Genomic DNA, 15,650 nt, shown 5'->3' with positions numbered 1-15,650 from the left:
CCTCCAGCTCCAAAAACACCTTATCTTGGTGTCCTCGAAACCGGGTGCAGCTCACAACGCTTCCTCAGGGGCCGAATGGAATCGCATCAAGGTGGCGATGTGGTTTTCCCGGGCGGAGATCACATCGTGACCCATCACCTTCAGTTTTCTCGACGCGATCTCGCCAAACGAGATGAAGCGTGGTCGAAGCGAAAGACTAAAAAGCCCGGCCTCACGCCTCGCGTGTTTTACGCTGTACTCTATCGGTCTCCGATAAAGGGCGAGGACGGAGAACTGTCCATCCACCACACCGGCGGCTTCTTCAGCTGCCCCGGTTGGAAGGGTCAGATTTTGGTTGGTGCCCGGAACCCGCCCGACAAGGTCAGCATGATATCGCGGGGAACGACTGCCGATTTCTTGGTGAGTTAGCAGTGCCAGCGCTGCTATCGCTTCAGTGGTCGCGGCCTAATCCTCCCGCGTACGTGTCGCAATGGGATACAGGGCAAAAGCCGGGCCGAACTCATCTGGCTTTGTCATAGAACCGCGCTACGCTTGAGGTAGCGATGCAGCGGAAGCAGCCATAATACCGGACGTAGGATCGAAGATGGAACTGACGAAAAAAGAGCGGCTTGGCTTCATCTACCAGCTAAAAATTCTGGAGGCGCTCTATCCCGACGATGCAGATACCTATTCCAAGCACCGCGCCGCGTTGGAGGAGGGCTATACTCTTCACTACGAGTGGCTTGTAGAGCACCTCTACGACGAACTCAGCGAAGATGATTGTCGAGAAGTATTAGATGTACTCGATATGTATCGTGCGATTACATATGCGCTTAATGAACTCCCAGAAGATGATGATCTACGCCAACATCACCTAGCGAAGTTTGTGGGGTTTGATGGAAACAATGAAACGCATCTCATGGCGTACGCTAGATATTACGTTGTAACACTAGGTAGGTACAGCGAGTTGACGCATGATGATTATGCATATTTCAACAGCCACGCGCCAATGCTCGGTACATATCGACGTATGCTTGTGCATTGGCACCAAGTTCGTGAGCGATTCAAGCTGAACCGTGCTCAACTCGCCTCGCTCCTAGAGGCGTAACGTGACCGGAAGCGATATTGGGACTTGGATAGGGACAGCCTTTTCCATTTTAGGGGCGGCAATCGCCGTCCGTCAGGCTCGGCGGGCAAAATCCGCTGCCAGCCAAGCCGTAGAAATGCGCGATGAGATCGCCGAAAAACACGCCAGTCGAGAGTTGAGCGGCTTGGACGGCATTCTTGCTGCCGCTTGCAAGGCGATGGACAAATATGGCCCCGGTCGCAGAGCCAGTTCGCTTCGCGGCACGACCCCAGACAGCGATGCCGACGCAGTTCGCGCCTTCACGGCAGAGTTAGATCGTCATCGTGAAATGCTCGCATCCACGTTCGGCCAGCCGTGCGATGATGTGCGTGATCGGCTTCACCGTCTGCTTGGCGAGTTCGGAGCCGCCGCGACGGTTTCTGACCGCTTGCCGAAAGGCTGTGAAATCTATCTGGAAATCACGACGTTCAGCGGCAACATGAAGAAGGCGCTAGACGGCAAGGTGTTTGGACAAGCCGACGCTCCGGTCAAATAGTTCGCACTACTGGGCTGAGACCCCAATGCCGCGTGTCATCCAGAAGGTAGCTGGCGTCGTCTGATATGACCCGCGATTGGCCGAGGGCACGAGTTGGCAGGATTGTATATGAAAAACAATGCGCTGTGGCGGACAGAGAGGGATTCGAACCCTCGGTACGCTTTCACGTACACACGCTTTCCAAGCGTGCGCGATCGACCACTCCGCCACCTGTCCGTTTCCACGACGCGCGTGAAACCCGCCGGAGGTCGATCCGGCGCGAGGCGAGGCTGATAGAACACCCGGACCCCCTCGGCAAGCGCCTGAACACATCCCATATAGGCGTTCGACCGTTCGACCGGAGTTCCCGCCATGCTGTTCAAGAAATCCCATGAAATGCCGACCGCCGCCGAGGCCCTGCCGGGCCGTCCGACGCCGCTGCACACCGACGAGGTCCACCATGTCACCGGCCGGCCGCTGAAGGGCCCGCATCCGGAAGGCTTCCAGACCGCCATCTTCGGCATGGGCTGTTTCTGGGGCGTGGAGCGTATCTTCTGGCAGCTGCCCGGCGTCTGGGTGACCTCCGTCGGCTATTCGGGCGGGATCACCCCCAATCCCACCTATGAGGAAACCTGCACCGGAAAGACCGGCCACGCCGAAGTCGTGCAGGTCGTCTTCAATCCACACGAGATCAGCTACGGCGATCTGCTGAAGGTCTTCTGGGAGAACCACGACCCGACCCAGGGCATGCGTCAGGGCAATGACATCGGCACCACCTACCGTTCGGTCCTCTATTATCTGAACGATGAGCAGCGGGCCCAGGCCGAGGCGTCGCGTGACGCCTATCAGGCCGCCTTGTCGAAGGCCGGCCGGGGAACCATCACCACCGGGATCGCCCCCGCGGGCCCCTACTATTTCGCCGAGGACTACCACCAGGGCTATCTGGCCAAGAACCCCGCCGGCTACTGCGGCATCGGCGGAACCGGCGTGGTCTGTCCGATCGGCGTGGGCGTGGACGCCTGATCATGGATTGGGAAGGGGTCGGCAAGGTCTGCCTGGCCTTGCGTTCGGCGACACTGGACCATCCATTCGGCGATCATCACGACGCCTACCGCGTCGGCGGCAAGATATTCGCCATGGTCGGCGAGCAGGGCGGCGTCTCGTTCAAGGTTTCGGACATCGCCTATGAGGTGCTGACGGAGTCCGGCCGTGCCCGCCCGGCGCCCTATATGGCGCGCAACAAATGGGTGAACCTGCCGCGCATTGACGACTGGCCCGATGACGAACTGGCCGAACATCTGGCCATCGCCCACGGTATCGTGGCGGCGAAGCTGACGAAGAAGGCCCGGGCGGCGCTGGGGCTGGCCTAGTCGGCCGGCCGCGCCTTCTCCTCGGCGATCCAGCGATCCATCCGCTCGTCCAGCAGGGCCATCGGCAGCGGACCGTCGACCAGCAGGGCGTCGTGGAAGCGACGGACATCGAACCGGTCGCCCAGTTCACGCTCCGCCCGGGACCGCACGCCCCGCAGGCGGATTTCGCCAATCTTGTAGGCCGTCGCCTGTCCCGGCCAGCCGATGTAGCGCTGCAGCTCGGTCTCGATGTTCAGCGGGGCGAGGGCGGAGTTGTCGCGGAAACAGGCGCGGGCCTGTTCGATGTTCCAGCCCAGCCAGTGAATGCCGGTGTCCGACACCAGCCGGCAGGCGCGCCACATCTCGTAGCTGAGCCGTCCGAACCGCTCATAGGGGGTGCGGTAGAAGCCCATCTCCTCGCCGAGGAACTCGGAATACAGGCCCCAGCCTTCCACGAAGGCGGTGACATCGACGCTGCGGCGGAAATAGGGGCCGTCCTCGGCTTCCTGCTGCAGGGCGATCTGCAGGTGGTGGCCGGGCACCGCCTCGTGCAGCGTCAGGGCCGGCAGTTCGTACAGGCCACGCTGATCGAGGCTTGAGGTGTTGACCATATAGCCGCCGGCGACGCCGTTCTCGATGGAGCCCTGGTTGTAGCGGCCGGTGGTGTAGTTGGCCTCGATCTCGCGCGGCACCGGGCGCACGCCATAGGGCAGGCGGGGCAGGGTCCCGAACAGGGCGGGCAGGCCGTCGTCGGCCCGCTTGGCCATTTCCGACGCCTTCTCCAGCAGGTCCTCGCGCGTCGTGGTGTAGAATTGCGGATCGGTGCGCAGGAAGTTGAGGAAGGCGGCGAAGTCGCCGCTCCAGCCGGCCGCGCGCATCTCCACGTCCATGCGGGCGCGGATGCGGGCGACCTCCTCCAGACCGGTGGCGTGAACCTCATCCGGCGTCAATTCCGTGGTGGTGAAGCCGCGCACCAGATAGGCGTAGAGCTCTCGCCCGCCGGGCCGATGAACCAGGCCCAGGGTTTCGGGTGCGCGGGGCAGATAGTCCTGGCGCAGGAACCGCGCCCATTCGCGACGTTGCGGCATGATCCCGTCGGCGACCGCGCGGGCCGCCCGCTCGCGCAGCGCATTCTGCCGGGCCACGGGAATGGACGCTGGCAGGGTGGCGAACGGCTTCAGCAGTGGATCGGTCCCGGGCGTCAGGGCGGCCTCGGGCTCGATCAGGCTCAGGGCGTTCTCGACGATGGAGCGGGGTTGAACCATCCCCGTCTCGAGGCCGCGCCGGGCATTGGCCAGCTGGTCGGCGTACGACTTCGGCATCGCTTCCAGCCGCGCGATCCACGCCTCGGCGTCGGCGGCGGTGGCGACGCGGGTGACACTCGCGATGTAGCCAAAGGACTGGCCCGGGCCGCCCTCCGACGAGAAGGCGTCAATGCGACTCGTGTCCAGCGGGATACGATCGCGCGAACGCTTGACGACATAGGTCATGAAGGCGTGGTTCAGCCGTTCGTCATCGGTCAGGCCGGCCGGATCGATCAGCGCCAGCCTGTCCGCGAACCCCTTGAGCACCGGCTCCTGCGCCACCTCGAACGCGCGCGAGGCGTCGCCCAGTCGCGACTGGGCGGCGCGGTCGCCCTCCATGCCCGCCGCGACCGGATCGACCGAGCGCAGATAGCCCTCATAGTCCGCCAGCACCGAGGCCAGCGCCGCGTTCGGGGGGGCGGGGGTGGCCGCGGCGGGCGCCGCTGTCTGGGCCGTGGCCGGCTGGGCGAAGGCTGCGAGCAGGGCGATGGTGCTGACGGCGATGACGGTTTTCATGAGGTCCTCCCGAGGTGGGGGGACTGCACCGGAGCCGGCGTCCCGCGTCAACCGCAGAAGGCGAAGAACCGCTCGATATTGGGGGCGGACGCCGGATGCGGCGCATAGGCCTGTCGGGCGCCGTCCTGCCACAGGGCCAGCCAGCCGACCCGGCGGAAGCGCTGGAACACCGGAGCGTTGGCGGGAGCTTCGGCGCTCAGGAGGACGCCGTCATGGAGCTGGGACGGCTCGGTCCGGGCGGGGAAGCGTCCGGTTTCGCCTCCGGATTCGATGTGGAACTCCGGCCTGGCCGTGTCAGAGGCCACGCCGCCGAGGGACAGCCGGCCGGATGCGCGCCTGCAATCCAGGCCCAGCCGCAGGTCGTCGCTCTCGGCCAGACCATAGGCGAGACGGGCGACGTCATCGTCGGCCTGGAAGAACCAGTCATAGCCTTCGACCGGGGCCGGCGATCCGCTGGACGCCGCCAACGCGGAGGCATCCGGCGCGGCGGTCGCGCAGGCCGAAGCGGTCAGCGCCAGGACGGCCAGGGCGAGGATTGTTGGGCTGCGCATATCGGCTCCAGGTTCAGCCCGAACACAGTTCCGAGAAACGGCGCAGCTTTGCAAGGTGGGCGGCGGGAACTTCGACCTGCCGGCTCTGCTCTCCGACCAGCAGGGTCATTCGTCCGCCCGCCGCAAAGGCCGCGAACGCCGGATGGTCGGTTCGCAGGGCCAGCTTCGTCCCGCCGCTCCTTGCCGGCTCAGCCTCGGCCATGGCCACCGCCTCGCCGGCGGTCACCCGCGCCATCCCGGTCATCGCGGCCCCGTAAAGGGTCAGACGAGCCACGCTGGAGCCGGGATCGCACTCCAGGGTGACGCGCAGGTTGGCCGTGTCGGGAATTTCGTTGGCCAGCACAACGGGCGCGGTGTCGGCGTAAAGCGTCCACGTCCAGGCGGGAGCGGGCGGCGTAGTCTGCACGGCCAAGGACGCGGCGGCCAGAAATGCGAGCATGGTTCAGCCCCCGCTGTAAGTTCGATCAGATTTGATCAGGCCTGTCGGTTTCCACAATAGGCGAAGAAGTTGTCGATCAGTGTGCGCTCGTTGCGGGTCGCGGTGAGCTCGAACGCGCCGGCGTCGCCTTCGACCGCCAACTTGCCGCGCAGGGCCAGCTGCTTCAGGGACGGATCATCAACCGGCAGCCGAATCTCGTCCTCCAGGCTCCCGCCCAGCGGATCAATGGGGGCGCCGTCCATCGACGCTTTCCGCACACGGGGGCCGACGGGTTTCACATCGCCGTACAGCACAGCCTGCGCCGCACCCGGCTCGCAGGTCATCATCAGCGCCAGCTGGTCGGAGTTCGCGACACCATAGGCCAGCTTGGCCAGATCGCCCTCATGGCTCAGGTGCCACCCCATCGGCGCGACGCCCGTCCGGACGTCCGGATCCGTCGCCTGCGACCGGGCGGCGAAAGCGATCAGTCCGAGGCCGGCGATAGCAGGGATGGCGAACTTCAACATGAAAAACACTCGCGTCTGGTAGCCAAACGCTGATTTTCATTAACGGTTCACGGCTCCGCTTCCCGGCGACCCGGCAGTTTTCGCCTTGTGACGAAATTATCGACCGCTTCAGAACGGGCTGAACCGCTCCACCAGGCTCTGGGCGGCCGGCGTGGCCTGGACCCGGCTGATGTCGCCGCGGCCGCCGTAGCTGATGCGGGCTTCGGCGATCTGGGTGTGGGCGATGGTGTTGCCCGAGCTGATGTCCTCGGGCCGCACGATGCCGGCGACGGTCAGTTCGCGCACCTCGCGGTTGGTGCGCACCTCCTGCCGGCCCTGGATCACCAGATTGCCGTTGGCCATGACCCCCGTGACCACGGCGGCGATGGTCAGGCTGACCTTCTCCGACCGATTGACCGAGCCCGTGCCGCTGGCGTTGGACCCGCCTTCAAGTCCCACAAGGTTCTGCGGGTCGAACCCGCCCGGGAAGGCGCGGCCCAGGCTGTTCTCCAGCCCGAAGAAGTTCGTGATGCCGCCCGAGATGTCGTTGGACCGCGACCGCTGGGTCGAATTCTGGGTCTGGGCGCGGTCGTCGATGTCGATGTTGACCGTCAGAATGTCGCCGATGCTGCGGGCGCGCTGGTCGCCGAAGAAGGTGCGGGCTCCGGTGCGCCACAGGCTGTTGGCGCTGGCGGCGCGATCAGCCTGCTGCTGGGCGGCGGACGCCATGATGATCTGGTCCGTAGGGACCAGCGCCGAGGGATAGCCGATCGGAGCCAGCTGGGGTCCCATGACCGTCTCCACGGCGGTCGAGCAGGCTCCCAGGGCCAGGGATGAAAGGGCGGCGGTCAGGATCACGGCGGTACGCATAAGACTGTTCCCCTAGCGGGCGGCGAGTTGTTGGGTGGAGGCACGGGCGGCGGGGCCGGCGGCGGCCTGACCGGGAGCGGTGGCGACGGCGTCGATGACCCGGTTGGACTGCAGGTTGCGGATGGCCAGACGCTGGCCGACGGCGGCGTTGCCCTCGGCCCGACCACTGATGGTCAGGCGGACGCCGCCGACCTCATAGGCGACCTCGACGATGTCGTTGCGGCTGATGACCCGGTCGGCATAGGCGCTGCGGACGGGGACAGGGCGCGAGACGGTCGGCGCGACGGCGGCCATGGCCGTGTCCGTGGGGGATGCGGCGGGCGCCACGGCGGCGTTGCGCACCACGACCCGGCGCAACCCGGCCGGATTTGCCCAGTCGAGGCCCGACTGGCGCGCCAGGCTCTGCAACTGTCCCGCCTCGAACACGATGGAGGGGCCGGCCCTCTGGCCGACCACGACGTTTGATGCGCCGCCGGCGCCGTCGAACAGGTCCCCCAGGGTCACGCGTCCGTCGGAGTCCACCGGATTGACCTTCAGCGTCACCGGCCCGGCGAACGCCGGCGCCGCGAACGCCACCGCCCCGACGGCGGCGAGGATCAGCGTCCTCACGATTTCACCTGCGAGGCGACCGACAGCATCTGGTCGGCGGTGGTGATGACCTTGGAGTTCATCTCATAGGCGCGCTGGGCGATGATCAGGGCGCTGATCTCGGCCACGGCGTCGACGTTCGAGGCTTCGGTGTAGCCCTGCAGTATCTGGCCCAGACCTGCGTCGCCCGGCGTTCCGACCGTGGCCGAGCCTGAGGCCGCGGTTTCCATCAGCAGGTTGTCGCCGACCGCTTCCAGTCCCGCCTCATTGAAGAACGTCGCCAGCTCCAACTGGCCGACGGTCGCGGGCTCCGTCGCTCCCGCGGTGATGACCTGGACCTGGCCGGACTTGGAGACCGTCACGTCGACCGCGTCCTGCGGGATGCTGATGGCCGGTTCGACGGCATAGCCATCGTCGGTGACCAGCTGGCCTTCGCCGTTGACCGAGAAATTACCGGCCCGGGTATAGGCGGTCTCGCCCGAGGGCAGGATGACCTGGAAATAACCCCGGCCGTCGACGGCCATGTCATAGCGGCCGCCCGTCTGCGTCGGCGTGCCCTGTTCGGTGACGCGATAGACCGAGCCGGCCTTCACGCCCGCGCCGATCTGGATCCCGGTGGGGACCACCGTGCCCTGGCTGGACGACTGCGCGCCCATCCGTTCGACGTTCTGATACAGCAGATCCTGGAACTCGGCCCGCTGGCGCTTGAAGCCGACGGTGTTCATGTTGGCGATGTTGTTCGAGATGACCTCGACGTTCAGCTGCTGGGCGGACATGCCCGAGGCTGCGGTTCTGAGCGCGCGCATGTCCCAGTCTCCCTTTCTATGCCCGGCCCAGCCGCTCGACGGCGCGGCGTGACAGGTCGTTGGTGTTCTCGATCATCCGGCTGATGCTTTCGTAAGCGCGCTGGATCTCGATCAGATTGGTGATCTCGAGAATCGGATTGACGTTGGAGCCTTCCAGCATGCCCTGCCGCACACGGGCGTCAGGGGCCTCGATGGCGGCGGCGTTGGAGGCGTTGCGGTACAGGCCGTCGCCGCCCTTCTCGAGGGCGGCCAGGGTGTCAAACCGCACGACCGAAAGACGACCAACGAGGGCCCCGTTCTGGCTGATCGTGCCGTCTGGCGCGACCGACGGTTCGCCAAGGGCGGGGTCCAGGATGATGTCGCCGGCGTCGCCCTGAACGGCCGCGCCGCCTTCTGTCACCAGCCGGCCTTCGCCGTCCACGGTGAAGGCCCCGTCGCGGGTAAAGGCTTCGCCGCTTCCGTCGGTCAGCTTGAAGAAGGCGCCTTCCCCCTCGATGGCGAAGTCCAGCTGCCGGCCCGTCTGGCCCAGCGCGCCCTGGCCGAAATCGCGGCCGACGCCGTTGTCCAGCACGAAGCTGACGCCCGGGCGGATGAAGGCGTTGCGGGCCCGCTCGCCGACCTCTTCGCCGACCAGCAGCTGTTCGACCTTGAAGCCGGTCGTGTCTGCATTGGCGATGTTGTTGGCCACGATGTCGAGCTCGCGGCGCAGCGTCATCTGGCGTGACAGTCCGACATAGGCGGCGTTTTCCACGGGCGGCTCCTTTCGGATCATCCCTCGCAACAGCCGTGCCAGGAGGGTTAACCCAGCAACGGCGGGCATTTGAGCCGTATGGCCTGGTCCGGAGCCCGGCAGGATTTGCCGGTTCTTAGCGGCTCGTTAACCAAAAAACGGTCGTATGGACCGAGAGATTCTCGGGGCGCGGTGCATGTTCAAATTCGGCAAGAAGAAGGGCGCGGCGACAGACGACGACGCCAACCTGCCCGCCGTGTCGGATACGCCGACGCCGGAAGGCGAAGAGGGCGAGGCGCCCAAGAAAAAGAAGCTGCCGCTGCTGTTCATCATCATCCCGGCGGCCCTTGTGGTGCTGGGCGGGGGCGGGGGCGCGGCCTTCTTCCTGATGCAGCCAAAGCCCGCCGTCGCCGAAGACGGCTCCCCCGGCGCGGAGAAGAAGGGCGGTCACGAGAAAAAGGAAGACAAGAAGGGCGGGCATGGCGGCGGCGGTGACGCGGCGGCGGATCCTTCGTTGGGCGTTATCGCGGAAGGTCCGGATGGCGTGACCTTCTTCACCCTGCCCGACATGGTGGTGAACATTCAGTCGCCGGACGGCCGCCCGACGTTCCTGAAGCTGAAATTGACGCTGGAGACGAAGGACGCTCACGTCGCCGAGCAGCTGCAGGCCGAGATGCCGCGGATGCAGGACATGTTCCAGGGCTTCCTGCGGGAACTCCGTCCCGAAGACCTCGCCGGGTCGGCCGGCAGCTTCCAGCTGCGCGCCGAGATCCTGCGCCGCGTCAATCTGATCGCCGCGCCGGGCAAGGTGGACGCGGTGCTGATCGAAGAAATGCTGGTGAACTAGGCATGACCGATGCGGCCTTCGCCGACGACGCCGATCCGTTCGCGGAAACGATCGATCCGCTGGCCGAGGACGCCGCGGACGAACGCCCGGCCGCCATGGCCGAGCGCGTCCTGAACCAGGACGAGATCGACAGCCTGCTGGGGTTCGACCTTGGAGAGGACGACGGGTCCGAACGGTCGGGCATCCGCGCCATCATCAACTCGGCGCTGGTGTCCTACGAGCGCCTGCCGATGCTCGAGATCGTCTTCGACCGCCTCGTGCGGCTGATGACGACCTCCCTGCGCAACTTTACCTCGGACAACGTCGAGGTCAGCCTCGACAACATCTCCTCGATCCGCTTCGGCGACTATCTGAACTCCATCCCTCTGCCGGCCATCCTGGCGGTGTTCCGGGCGGAGGAGCTGGACAACTACGGCCTGCTGACGGTCGATTCCAATCTGATCTATTCGATCGTCGATGTCCTGCTGGGTGGTCGTCGCGGCACCGCGGCCCTGCGCATCGAGGGCCGGCCCTACACCACCATCGAGCGGGTGCTGGTCCAGCGGATGGTCGAGGTCGTGCTGGCTGACGCCCGCGCGGCTTTCGAACCGCTGACCCCGGTGCATTTCACCCTCGACCGGCTGGAGACCAATCCGCGCTTCGCCGCCATCGCCCGCCCGGCCAACGCCGCCATCCTGGTCAAGTTGCGCATCGACATGGAGGACCGGGGCGGCCGCATCGAACTGCTGCTGCCCTACGCCACGCTCGAGCCCATCCGGAAGATGCTGCTGCAGCAGTTCATGGGTGAGAAGTTCGGGCGCGACAACATCTGGGAAGGCCACCTGGCCACCGAGCTCTGGACCACCGAGACCGAGGTCCGCGCGGTTCTGGACGAGCAGCAGTTGCCCCTGTCGCAGGTCCTGGCGCTGAAGGTCGGCGACACCCTGATGCTGAACGCCACACCCGACAGCGACATTTCGGTCCGCTGCGGATCGATCCCGGTCACGACCGGCCGGATGGGCCGCAAGGGCCAGCATATCGCCGTGCGCGTCGAGGCTCCGATCAGCATCGAGGCGGCGACCAGTCTGACGAAGGGAAAACGCTGATGACCGGTATAATTCTCGATGGCGTCCTCATGCTGCTGCTGGTCGCGGCCCTCGGCTACGGCGTGCGGCTGGAGAAAAAGCTGACCGCGCTTCGTGCCGGTCAGCAGGCTTTCGCCTCGGCCGTCACCGAATTGAACACCGCCGCCGGCCGCGCCGAAGCGGCTCTGGCCAGCCTGCGGGCTTCGGGTCAGGAGACGGATCTGCTGCACGACCGCATCATCAAGGCCCGAGAAGTGAAGGCCCAGCTGGAGGCGCTGATCGCCCGCGGGCCCGCTCACTCCGCCGAAGCGGCGCCCGCCCACGTCAAGCCGCAACCCACGCCCGTGGCAGTCGCACAGGTCGAGGACGAGCGGGCGCTGCGCATGGCGGCCCTGGCGGAACGCATCCAGGGCATGGCGCCCGCCGCCGCCCGCGCGCCCGCGCCCGTCGCCGGTGGAAACAATGTCGCCGCCATCCTCGGCGCCCTGACCGCTAACCAGTCCGCGAAGCAAAGCATCAACCGGGCCCGACGTAGCCTGGACGAAGACCTGTTCGCCGCCTGACCCCTTTTTCCCGCCCTGTGCCCGGCGCGCCGCCGGGCCACCTGAGGGCCCAATGAGTAGCCGATCATGAGCAAGATTCCTCGCCTGCTGCCGCTGATCGCCATCGCCATCGGGGGGGTGGTGGTCGTCCGCGCGGTCGGGGTCGCGCCCGGCATGTTCGAGGGCGCCAAGGCCTGGGCCGAGGAAGCGGCGCCAGCCGGGGCGCCGGCCGTGGCCGCCGCCGCCGTCTGCGCCCTGACGCCGGAACAGCTGGCCCAGCAGGCAGGCATTTCGCCCGCCGAGCTGCGGATCCTCCAGTCGCTCTCGGGACGCCGCACCGAACTGGATGCGCGAGACGCCGATCTGGCCGCCATGCTGCCGTTGATGGCGACGGCGGAACAGAAGCTCGACGCCAAGGTCGCCGCGCTCGAGGCCGTCAAGGCCGAGGTCCGGGTTCTGCTGGGTCAGGTCAGCGAGCAGGAAAAGGCTGAGAACGACCGGCTGGTCGCCGTCTATTCCGCCATGCGGCCCAGAGAGGCCGCCCGCGTGTTCGCCACCCTGTCCGATGATGTCCGCCTGCCGGTCGCCGCCGCGATGAGGCCCCGTTCGCTTGCCGCGATCATGGCCCAGATGGAGCCCGCCGCCGCGCGCGTCCTGACCGAGAAACTGGCTCACCGCTTCCAGGCCCGCCAGCAACTGGCCGCCCGGGCCGCCGCCGCCACGGCCTCAGCCACGCCCGCGCCCGCCGTGCCGGGACCCGCCGCTGCAAGCGCGCCGCCTCCCGTCCAGACCGCCGCCGCTGATTCGCCCCCCGCGGCGCCGCCGGCGGCTGCTCCGGTCCGCTCCACGCCAGCCCGCGCCGCGGCCCGACCGCCGGCGCGCCGACCCGCGCCGCGCCCCGCGGCTCGCACGCCCGCGCCGGCCGCCGCGACGCCGGCCCCGACCGAGCCGGCGGGCGAACGGCCCTACCAGCCAGCGGCGGGGACGGGCGCCGCGTCGCCGGCCACGCCCCGCCAGTCGGTCCAGTAGGCCGCCTGCACACCGGGCAAGAAAAAGGGCCGCATCCTCGCCGGATGCGGCCCTGTTTCGTTTGAAAAGGCGGAAAGCCTATTCGATGTCTTCGTTCAGCAGGCCGACCTTGTAGAAGCCCTGCTCCTGGAGGGCGTTCATGACCTCCATGAACTGGTCGTACTTCACTTCCGGCTGGGCGCGGACGAAGACGCGCTCTTCCTTGCAGCCGGGGTTGCCGCCGCCGAGGGCCGCGCAGACGTCCGGGATCAGGGTTTCCAGCGTGGTCGCCTGTTCGGCGATGAAGATCGAACCGGTTTCCTGGATGGTTATGTAGACCGGCTCCTTCGGCTTGTCGGCCGGGTCCGGCGGCGTCGCCGGCGGCAGGTCGAGGCGGATCGAAACGGTAGCCAGCGGCGCGGCGACCATGAAGATGATCAGGAGCACCAGCATGATGTCGACGAACGGCGTGACGTTGATGTCCGCGTTCTGCTCGATGGTCTTGCCGCCCTGGCCACCGGGACCTGAAAGTTTGGAGCCCATGTGCTTCAGTCTCTCCATACAGCCCGGCGCGATGGCGGCGAGCGCAAGCTATGACGTTCGGTTCGTCTCTTGGCGTCCCGCAACTCGCTTGTAAAGCGGCTTCGGGCCCGTTGAGGTTCCGAAGCGCGGCGATTGCGCGAAATACGCCTGCGGGGCGAGCCGATCAGCCCCTGGCGAGTTTCAGGAAACGGTCCTTGAGCGCGCCGTCGGACTTGAAGACGCCAGTGAACCGGGTGGTGATGGTCGAAACGTGGCGGTGATGCACGCCGCGCGTGGTCATGCACTGGTGTTCGGCGTCGATCAGGATGGCCACGCCCGCGGGCTGCAGGTGCGATTCGATGGCGGCGGCGATCTGGTTGGTCAGCACTTCTTGGGTCTGCAGGCGGCGCGAGAAGATCTCGACCACCCGGGCCAGCTTGGAGATGCCGACGACCTTTTCGTCGGGGATGTAGGCGACATAGGCCTTGCCGATGAAGGGGGCCATGTGGTGCTCGCAGTGGCTCTCGACCTCGATGTCGCGCAGCAGCACCATGTCGTCATAGCCCTGGACGTCCTCGAAGGTGCGGCTCAGCTCCTTCTCGACGTCGGCGTCATAGCCGTCGAACCATTCGCCATAGGCGTCGACGACGCGGCGCGGCGTGTCGATCAGGCCCGGACGGTCCGGATTGTCGCCCGCCCAGGCCAGCAGGGTGCGGACAGCCTCCAACGCCTTCTCGCGCGAGGGGCGCGGGGCGGGGTCGTTGTCTCCAACGAGAACCGGCTTGACGGGGATGACGCTCATTATCGATCTCGACGCTGTTCGCTTGTGCAGCAGGACGGCTATATGGGACCGCCGGTCCGTCCTGCAAGAAAACTGAAAGCTTCCGCCTCACTATGCCGCTGATCCTGCACGACACCCTGCACCGCGAAAAGCGCGTGTTCACCCCCCGCGATCCGGACCGGGTGACCCTCTATGTCTGCGGCCCGACGGTCTATGACTACGCCCACATCGGCAATGCCCGGCCGCCCGTGGTGTTCGACGTGCTGGTGCGGCTGCTGCGCCGCGAGTACGGGGCGGACAAGGTCATCTACGCCCGCAACGTCACCGACGTGGACGACAAGATCAATGCGAAGGCGGCGAAGGAGGGCACGCCGATCGGCGAGGTCACCTCGCGTTACGAGGCCGCCTATCTGGAGGACATGAGCCGGCTGAACGTCTCGCCGCCGGACCTGGCGCCGCACGTCACCGACCATATGGACGCCATCGTCAGACAGATCGGCGCCATCATGGAGCAGGGCTGCGCCTATGCGGCCGAGGGCCATGTGCTGTTCGACGTCTCGTCCTATGAGACCTACGGTCGGCTGTCCGGGCGCAATCTGGACGACATGATCGCCGGGGCGCGGGTCGAGGTCGCGCCGTACAAGAAGAATCCGCACGACTTCGTGTTGTGGAAGCCCTCGAAGGAGGGCGAGCCGTCCTGGCCGTCGCCGTGGGGCGAGGGGCGTCCGGGCTGGCATATCGAATGCTCGGCCATGATCGAGGAGACGCTGGGCCTGCCGATCGACATCCATGGCGGCGGCATCGACCTGGTGTTTCCGCACCACGAGAACGAGATCGCCCAGGGCGTCTGCGCCCACGGCCATGCGCATGAGCCGAACGCCCACGCAGAATACAGCCGCTACTGGATGCACAATGGCTTCCTGACCGTCGATGCGGAAAAGATGTCCAAGTCGATCGGCAACGTCCTGCTGCTGCACGATCTGGTGCAGTCGATGCCGGGCGAGGTGGTGCGCTGGGCCCTGCTGAGCGCCCATTATCGCCAGCCGCTGGACTGGAACCAGTCGCTGCTGGACCAGAGCCGCAAGGCGCTGGACCGGCTGTATGGCGCGCTGCATCGCGCCGCCGGGGTCGAGGCCAATGGCGACGAGCCGCCCGAGGACTTCCTCAAGGCCATCGAGGACGACATCAACACGCCGGGCGCCATGGCGACCCTGTTCGCCCTGTCCAGCGAGATCGAGCGGGCCATGACGGCCGGCGATCACGGCGTGGTGGCGCGGGCCAAGGGCGAGCTGATCGCGGCCGCGGCGATCCTGGGCGTGCTGCAGGCCGAGCCGGCGACCTGGTTCGACGCCGGCGTCGACGACGCCTTCAAGGCCGAGGTCGAAACCCTGCTGGAGCAACGGGCCGCGGCGCGCACCGGCAAGGACTGGCCCGAGGCTGACCGTATCCGCGACCGGCTGAATGCGCTGAACGTCGTCGTCATGGACGGTCCGACGGGCGCGACCTGGCGGGTCAAGGGATAGGACAAGAGGCAGGTGAGTCTCCTTCTCCCTCCCCCTTGTGGGGAGGGAGGTCGCGCAGCGACCGGGTGGGGAATTGTCCAGCCTTACCCCACCCTGTCGTCGCTTCGCGCCGACATCCCTCCCCATGAAGGGGAGGGAGAAAGCG

Annotated in this window: 20 protein-coding genes and 1 tRNA gene; 10 read left to right on the top strand and 11 right to left on the bottom strand. The window is 66.6% G+C overall.

Annotated elements, in window-relative coordinates; translation table 11 throughout:
* From PSV23_RS01420 to PSV23_RS01410, 3 genes are all read left to right on the top strand, one after another.
* A partial coding sequence (locus PSV23_RS01420; RefSeq protein WP_300465720.1) for a hypothetical protein occupies positions 1–408 on the top strand: 408 nt, incomplete at its 5' end.
* 175 nt (positions 409–583) lie between these two features.
* Positions 584–1,087, top strand: coding sequence for a YfbU family protein (locus tag PSV23_RS01415; protein WP_300465719.1), 504 nt, complete (start codon positions 584–586; stop codon positions 1,085–1,087).
* A 1-nt stretch (position 1,088) separates the two neighbouring features.
* Entirely contained in the window at positions 1,089–1,601 is a 513-nt protein-coding gene (locus PSV23_RS01410) for a hypothetical protein (protein ID WP_300465718.1), read from the top strand.
* A gap of 126 nt (positions 1,602–1,727) precedes the next feature.
* On the opposite strand, the gene PSV23_RS01405 is transcribed toward PSV23_RS01410, so the two are convergent.
* Positions 1,728–1,817, bottom strand: a tRNA-Ser gene (locus PSV23_RS01405).
* Positions 1,818–1,952: 135 nt separating this feature from the next.
* Here PSV23_RS01405 and msrA point away from each other — a divergent pair.
* The gene (msrA, locus tag PSV23_RS01400) at positions 1,953–2,603 is read left to right on the top strand and encodes a peptide-methionine (S)-S-oxide reductase MsrA (protein ID WP_300465717.1); all 651 of its coding nucleotides are present in this window, start codon (positions 1,953–1,955) and stop codon (positions 2,601–2,603) included.
* A gap of 2 nt (positions 2,604–2,605) precedes the next feature.
* Positions 2,606–2,950, top strand: a complete 345-nt coding sequence (locus PSV23_RS01395) for an MmcQ/YjbR family DNA-binding protein (protein WP_300465716.1) — start codon at positions 2,606–2,608, stop codon at positions 2,948–2,950.
* On the opposite strand, the gene PSV23_RS01390 is transcribed toward PSV23_RS01395, so the two are convergent.
* From PSV23_RS01390 to flgF, 8 genes are all read right to left on the bottom strand, one after another.
* A complete protein-coding gene (locus tag PSV23_RS01390; RefSeq protein WP_300465715.1) occupies positions 2,947–4,749 on the bottom strand; it encodes a DUF885 family protein in 1,803 nt (600 codons plus the stop codon). The two genes, PSV23_RS01395 and PSV23_RS01390, sit on opposite strands and share 4 nt — an antisense overlap.
* A gap of 47 nt (positions 4,750–4,796) precedes the next feature.
* Positions 4,797–5,300, bottom strand: a complete 504-nt coding sequence (locus PSV23_RS01385) for a hypothetical protein (RefSeq protein WP_300465714.1) — start codon at positions 5,298–5,300, stop codon at positions 4,797–4,799.
* A 13-nt stretch (positions 5,301–5,313) separates the two neighbouring features.
* Complete coding sequence (locus PSV23_RS01380; RefSeq protein ID WP_300465713.1) at positions 5,314–5,739, bottom strand: hypothetical protein; 426 nt, start codon at positions 5,737–5,739, stop codon at positions 5,314–5,316.
* A 35-nt stretch (positions 5,740–5,774) separates the two neighbouring features.
* Positions 5,775–6,245, bottom strand: a complete 471-nt coding sequence (locus tag PSV23_RS01375) for a hypothetical protein (protein ID WP_300465712.1) — start codon at positions 6,243–6,245, stop codon at positions 5,775–5,777.
* Between the two features lie 108 nt (positions 6,246–6,353).
* Positions 6,354–7,094: a flagellar basal body L-ring protein FlgH gene (gene flgH, locus PSV23_RS01370; RefSeq protein WP_300465711.1), complete on the bottom strand. Its 741-nt coding sequence runs from the start codon at positions 7,092–7,094 to the stop codon at positions 6,354–6,356.
* Between the two features lie 12 nt (positions 7,095–7,106).
* On the bottom strand, positions 7,107–7,703 hold the full coding sequence (locus PSV23_RS01365) for a flagella basal body P-ring formation protein FlgA (protein ID WP_300465710.1): 597 nt from the start codon (positions 7,701–7,703) through the stop codon (positions 7,107–7,109).
* Positions 7,700–8,488: a flagellar basal-body rod protein FlgG gene (gene flgG, locus PSV23_RS01360; RefSeq protein WP_300465709.1), complete on the bottom strand. Its 789-nt coding sequence runs from the start codon at positions 8,486–8,488 to the stop codon at positions 7,700–7,702. The genes PSV23_RS01365 and flgG overlap by 4 nt, the downstream gene beginning before the upstream one ends.
* A gap of 16 nt (positions 8,489–8,504) precedes the next feature.
* Positions 8,505–9,239 (bottom strand): flagellar basal-body rod protein FlgF, encoded by a 735-nt coding sequence (gene flgF, locus PSV23_RS01355; RefSeq protein WP_300465708.1) that lies wholly within the window; start codon positions 9,237–9,239, stop codon positions 8,505–8,507.
* 175 nt (positions 9,240–9,414) lie between these two features.
* Between flgF and PSV23_RS01350 the strand changes: the two genes are divergently transcribed.
* The 4 genes from PSV23_RS01350 to PSV23_RS01335 all read left to right on the top strand — a co-directional run bounded on the left by PSV23_RS01350 (position 9,415) and on the right by PSV23_RS01335 (position 12,700).
* A complete protein-coding gene (locus tag PSV23_RS01350; RefSeq protein WP_300465707.1) occupies positions 9,415–10,065 on the top strand; it encodes a flagellar basal body-associated FliL family protein in 651 nt (216 codons plus the stop codon).
* A gap of 2 nt (positions 10,066–10,067) precedes the next feature.
* Positions 10,068–11,150: a flagellar motor switch protein FliM gene (fliM, locus tag PSV23_RS01345; RefSeq protein WP_300465706.1), complete on the top strand. Its 1,083-nt coding sequence runs from the start codon at positions 10,068–10,070 to the stop codon at positions 11,148–11,150.
* Positions 11,150–11,692: a DUF6468 domain-containing protein gene (locus PSV23_RS01340; RefSeq protein ID WP_300465705.1), complete on the top strand. Its 543-nt coding sequence runs from the start codon at positions 11,150–11,152 to the stop codon at positions 11,690–11,692. Before fliM ends, PSV23_RS01340 begins: the two co-directional genes overlap by 1 nt.
* 66 nt (positions 11,693–11,758) lie before the next feature.
* A complete protein-coding gene (locus tag PSV23_RS01335; protein ID WP_300465704.1) occupies positions 11,759–12,700 on the top strand; it encodes a hypothetical protein in 942 nt (313 codons plus the stop codon).
* A gap of 78 nt (positions 12,701–12,778) precedes the next feature.
* On the opposite strand, the gene PSV23_RS01330 is transcribed toward PSV23_RS01335, so the two are convergent.
* A complete protein-coding gene (locus tag PSV23_RS01330; RefSeq protein WP_300465703.1) occupies positions 12,779–13,222 on the bottom strand; it encodes a biopolymer transporter ExbD in 444 nt (147 codons plus the stop codon).
* Positions 13,223–13,385: 163 nt separating this feature from the next.
* Positions 13,386–14,003 carry a GTP cyclohydrolase I FolE gene (gene folE / locus PSV23_RS01325; protein ID WP_300465702.1) on the bottom strand — a complete coding sequence of 206 codons (618 nt, stop codon included), beginning with the start codon at positions 14,001–14,003 and terminating at the stop codon, positions 13,386–13,388.
* Between the two features lie 92 nt (positions 14,004–14,095).
* Here folE and cysS point away from each other — a divergent pair, with 92 nt between their 5' ends.
* The gene (cysS, locus tag PSV23_RS01320) at positions 14,096–15,505 is read left to right on the top strand and encodes a cysteine--tRNA ligase (protein WP_300465701.1); all 1,410 of its coding nucleotides are present in this window, start codon (positions 14,096–14,098) and stop codon (positions 15,503–15,505) included.
* Positions 15,506–15,650: the final 145 nt, after the last annotated feature.

Origin of the sequence: Brevundimonas sp., from assembly GCF_029946145.1 — a bacterium.
Taxonomy (GTDB): Bacteria; Pseudomonadota; Alphaproteobacteria; order Caulobacterales; family Caulobacteraceae; genus Brevundimonas.
The sequence above is the reverse complement of the archived record's forward strand: the minus strand, read 5'-3'. Positions and strand labels throughout refer to the sequence as shown.

Bases quoted from the DNA above. Each gene is read 5' to 3' on its own strand.
- PSV23_RS01330 (WP_300465703.1), bottom strand. From the start codon at position 13,222: ATGGGCTCCAAACTTTCAGGTCCCGGTGGCCAGGGCGGCAAGACCATC.
- PSV23_RS01380 (WP_300465713.1), bottom strand. From the start codon at position 5,739: ATGCTCGCATTTCTGGCCGCCGCGTCCTTGGCCGTGCAGACTACGCCG.
- msrA (WP_300465717.1), top strand. From the start codon at position 1,953: ATGCTGTTCAAGAAATCCCATGAAATGCCGACCGCCGCCGAGGCCCTG.
- cysS (WP_300465701.1), top strand. From the start codon at position 14,096: ATGCCGCTGATCCTGCACGACACCCTGCACCGCGAAAAGCGCGTGTTC.
- PSV23_RS01395 (WP_300465716.1), top strand. From the start codon at position 2,606: ATGGATTGGGAAGGGGTCGGCAAGGTCTGCCTGGCCTTGCGTTCGGCG.
- PSV23_RS01415 (WP_300465719.1), top strand. From the start codon at position 584: ATGGAACTGACGAAAAAAGAGCGGCTTGGCTTCATCTACCAGCTAAAA.
- PSV23_RS01390 (WP_300465715.1), bottom strand. From the start codon at position 4,749: ATGAAAACCGTCATCGCCGTCAGCACCATCGCCCTGCTCGCAGCCTTC.
- PSV23_RS01385 (WP_300465714.1), bottom strand. From the start codon at position 5,300: ATGCGCAGCCCAACAATCCTCGCCCTGGCCGTCCTGGCGCTGACCGCT.
- flgH (WP_300465711.1), bottom strand. From the start codon at position 7,094: ATGCGTACCGCCGTGATCCTGACCGCCGCCCTTTCATCCCTGGCCCTG.
- PSV23_RS01350 (WP_300465707.1), top strand. From the start codon at position 9,415: ATGTTCAAATTCGGCAAGAAGAAGGGCGCGGCGACAGACGACGACGCC.
- folE (WP_300465702.1), bottom strand. From the start codon at position 14,003: ATGAGCGTCATCCCCGTCAAGCCGGTTCTCGTTGGAGACAACGACCCC.
- fliM (WP_300465706.1), top strand. From the start codon at position 10,068: ATGACCGATGCGGCCTTCGCCGACGACGCCGATCCGTTCGCGGAAACG.
- flgG (WP_300465709.1), bottom strand. From the start codon at position 8,488: ATGCGCGCGCTCAGAACCGCAGCCTCGGGCATGTCCGCCCAGCAGCTG.
- PSV23_RS01375 (WP_300465712.1), bottom strand. From the start codon at position 6,245: ATGTTGAAGTTCGCCATCCCTGCTATCGCCGGCCTCGGACTGATCGCT.
- PSV23_RS01335 (WP_300465704.1), top strand. From the start codon at position 11,759: ATGAGCAAGATTCCTCGCCTGCTGCCGCTGATCGCCATCGCCATCGGG.
- PSV23_RS01340 (WP_300465705.1), top strand. From the start codon at position 11,150: ATGACCGGTATAATTCTCGATGGCGTCCTCATGCTGCTGCTGGTCGCG.